This window comes from Pseudomonas sp. NPDC087697, from assembly GCF_044743155.1.
In the GTDB taxonomy this organism is placed as follows: domain Bacteria; phylum Pseudomonadota; class Gammaproteobacteria; order Pseudomonadales; family Pseudomonadaceae; genus Aquipseudomonas.
Genome location: NZ_JBIUVW010000091.1, coordinates 1 through 3,289 on the forward strand (window position 1 = coordinate 1; position 3,289 = coordinate 3,289).

The following is a 3,289-nucleotide window of genomic DNA, read 5'->3' on the forward strand; positions in this document are numbered from 1 at the left end:
TGGATGCTGCCAGGTCAAGCCAACTGCAAGGCTTTTTCTATGCGGATCAATACCTTTACCCTGATACACGTCAAATAGCCTGAGGTCCGTCAGCCATTCGCCTGCATTTTCACGGATTACGTCCATTACGGCACTGGCTGCAACGTCTTTGTCTGCCAGCAGCGCAAGGTCACGACGCACTTCAGGAAAGCGCGACAACTCGCTGAATTTAGGCATTTTGCCCAATGCCACTTCGGCCAAAACCAGCTCGAAAACGAAGACCGGACGATCGAGACCGAGGGTTTTCGACAATTCAGGGTGGATAGCGCCAACGTAACCGACTACGCGACCCTCACGCTCGATGCGCGCGGTTTGACCCGGGTGCAACGCAGGGTGCTTACCCGGAACGAAGGTGAACGAGTCCAGCGCACCGGCAAAGCCCAGCACTGCTTCCACGTCGGCTTTGACGTCGAAGAAGTCCACGGTATCGCGACCTTGGGCCCAGCCTTCCGGCAGACGGCTGCCGCAGACCACACCGGCCAGCATCGGCTCTTGCTTCAGGCCTTCCAGCTGACCGACGAAGCGCAGACCGCTTTCGAACAGACGGACGCGATCTTGTTGGCGGTTCAGGTTGTGCTGAAGCGCCTTGACCAGACCCGGCCACAGGGACGAGCGCATGGCGGCCATGTCGTTCGAAATCGGGTTGGCCAGCAACAGAGGCTCGACGCCCGGGTTGAACAGCTCGAACTGCTTCGGATCGATGAAGCTGTAAGTGATCGCTTCCTGATAACCACGAGCCACCAGCAGGCGGCGCAGCTCAGGCAGATCGCTACGCGCTTCAGCCTTGGCTTGCGGCGCCAGACGGGCTTGCGGGTAGCGAACCGGCAGACGGTTGTAGCCGTACAGACGGGCCAGCTCTTCGATCAGGTCGACTTCAAGGCTGATATCGAAGCGATGGCTTGGCACTTCAACATGCCACTGCCCTGCCCCATCAGCAGAAATCGTCAGGCCCAAAGCACTGAGCAGACGCTCGACTTCGGCCGAATCCATTTCCATACCCAGCATCTGGGTGATGCGCTGGGCACGCAGCGTGATCGGCGCGATCGACGGCAGGTGCTGCTCGCTGACGGTTTCGATGATCGGGCCAGCTTCGCCGCCAGTGATTTCCAGCAGCAGGCCAGTGGCGCGCTCCATGGCTTCACGGGCCAGTTGCCAGTCCACGCCACGCTCGTAGCGGTGCGAGGCGTCGGTGTGCAGGCCATAGGAACGGGCCTTGCCAGCGACAGCAATCTGATCGAAGAACGCACTTTCCAGGAATACATCGCGAGTGGTCGCGGAAACACCGCTGTGCTCGCCACCCATCACACCGGCAATCGCCAGGGCGCGGGAATGGTCGGCAATCACCAGCGTATCGCTACGCAGGCTGACTTCCTGACCGTCGAGCAGCACCAGCTTCTCGCCTTCTTCGGCCATGCGCACGCGGATGCCGCCATTGATTTCGGCGAGATCGAAAGCGTGCAGCGGTTGGCCCAGCTCCAGCATCACATAGTTGGTGATGTCGACGGCAGCGTCGATGCTGCGCACATCGGCACGACGCAGACGCTCAACCATCCACAGCGGCGTAGGCCTGGACAGGTCGACGTTACGGATCACACGACCCAAGTAACGTGGGCAAGCGGCCGGCGCCAGAACCTCAATCGAACGCACTTCATCGTGCACGGCTGGAACGCTGGCAATGACCGGGCGTGTGACTTCGACAGCGTAGAGCGCACCGACTTCACGGGCCAGACCGGCCAGGGACAGGCAGTCGCCGCGGTTCGGGGTCAGGTCGACCTCGATGCTGGCGTCGTCCAGGTTCAGGTATTCACGAATATCCTGACCGACCGGCGCATCGGCCGGCAATTCCATCAGGCCGTCGTTGCCTTCGCCCACTTGCAGTTCGACTTGCGAGCACAGCATGCCGTTCGACTCGACGCCACGCAGCTTGGCTTTCTTGATTTTGAAGTCGCCTGGCAGTTCGGCACCGATCATGGCGAACGGGATCTTCAGGCCCGGGCGCACGTTTGGCGCGCCGCATACCACCTGGAAGGTCTCCGAGCCATTGCTGACCTGGCAAACGCGCAGCTTGTCGGCATCGGGGTGTTGCTCGGTGCTCAGCACTTCGCCGACCACTACACCGCTGAAAACACCGGCGGCCGGCGTAACGCTATCGACCTCAAGACCGGCCATCGACAGACGAGCAACCAGCTCGTCGCGACTTACCTGCGGGCTTACCCAGCCGCGCAGCCATTGTTCACTGAATTTCATCCTGCTCTCCTAAAAATTCGTTACGACTAGCGAAATTGCGCGAGGACCCGCAAGTCGTTGTCGAAGAACAGGCGCTCGTCGTTCACGCCGTAACGCAGCATGGCCAGACGCTCAACGCCCATGCCGAAGGCAAAGCCCGAGAACTCTTCCGGATCGATCCCCGACATACGCAGCACGTTCGGGTGAACCATGCCGCAGCCCATGACTTCCAGCCAGCCAGTCTGCTTGCAGACACGGCAGCCTTTACCGCTGCACATCACGCATTCCATGTCGACTTCGGCGGACGGCTCGGTGAACGGGAAGTACGAAGGACGGAAACGCACCGCCAGTTCTTTTTCGAAGAACACGCGCAGGAACTCTTCGATGGTCCCTTTCAGGTCGGCGAAATTGATATCGCGGTCGACCAGCAGGCCTTCGACCTGGTGAAACATCGGCGAGTGGGTGATATCCGAGTCGCTACGATACACACGGCCTGGGCAGACGATGCGGATCGGCGGCTGTTTCGACTCCATGGTGCGGACCTGTACCGGCGAGGTATGGGTGCGCAGCAACATGTTCGCATTGAAATAGAAGGTGTCATGCATCGACCGGGCCGGGTGATGGCCTGGGATGTTGAGCGCTTCAAAGTTGTGGTAATCGTCTTCGACCTCAGGGCCTTCGGCGATGCCGTAGCCAATATGGGTGAAGAATTGTTCGATACGTTCCAGAGTGCGGGTAACCGGATGCAGTCCACCCGAGGTCTGACCGCGGCCAGGCAGGGTCACGTCAATGGACTCGGCGGACAGTTTGGCGGCCAGATCAGCCTCTTCAAACAGTGCCTTGCGCGCATTGAGAACCTCTGTGACACGCTCCTTGGCAACATTGATCAGAGCACCGACCTGCGGACGCTCCTCTGCCGGCAAATTCCCCAGGGTCTTCATCACCTGAGTCAATTCACCCTTTTTGCCAAGGTAGTGAACCCGGATTTGCTCCAGGGCATTGATATCTTCAGCGCTTTGCACAG

Annotated in this window: 2 protein-coding genes; both read right to left on the minus strand. The window is 60.0% G+C overall.

Going from position 1 to position 3,289, the window contains the following annotated elements; all coding sequences use genetic code 11:
* On the minus strand, positions 1-2,286 hold a 2,286-nt coding region (gene pheT / locus ACIPIN_RS28860), incomplete at its 3' end, for a phenylalanine--tRNA ligase subunit beta (RefSeq protein WP_401124898.1).
* Positions 2,287-2,312: 26 nt separating this feature from the next.
* Positions 2,313-3,287, minus strand: a complete 975-nt coding sequence (gene pheS / locus ACIPIN_RS28865) for a phenylalanine--tRNA ligase subunit alpha (protein WP_401124901.1) — start codon at positions 3,285-3,287, stop codon at positions 2,313-2,315.
* Positions 3,288-3,289: the final 2 nt, after the last annotated feature.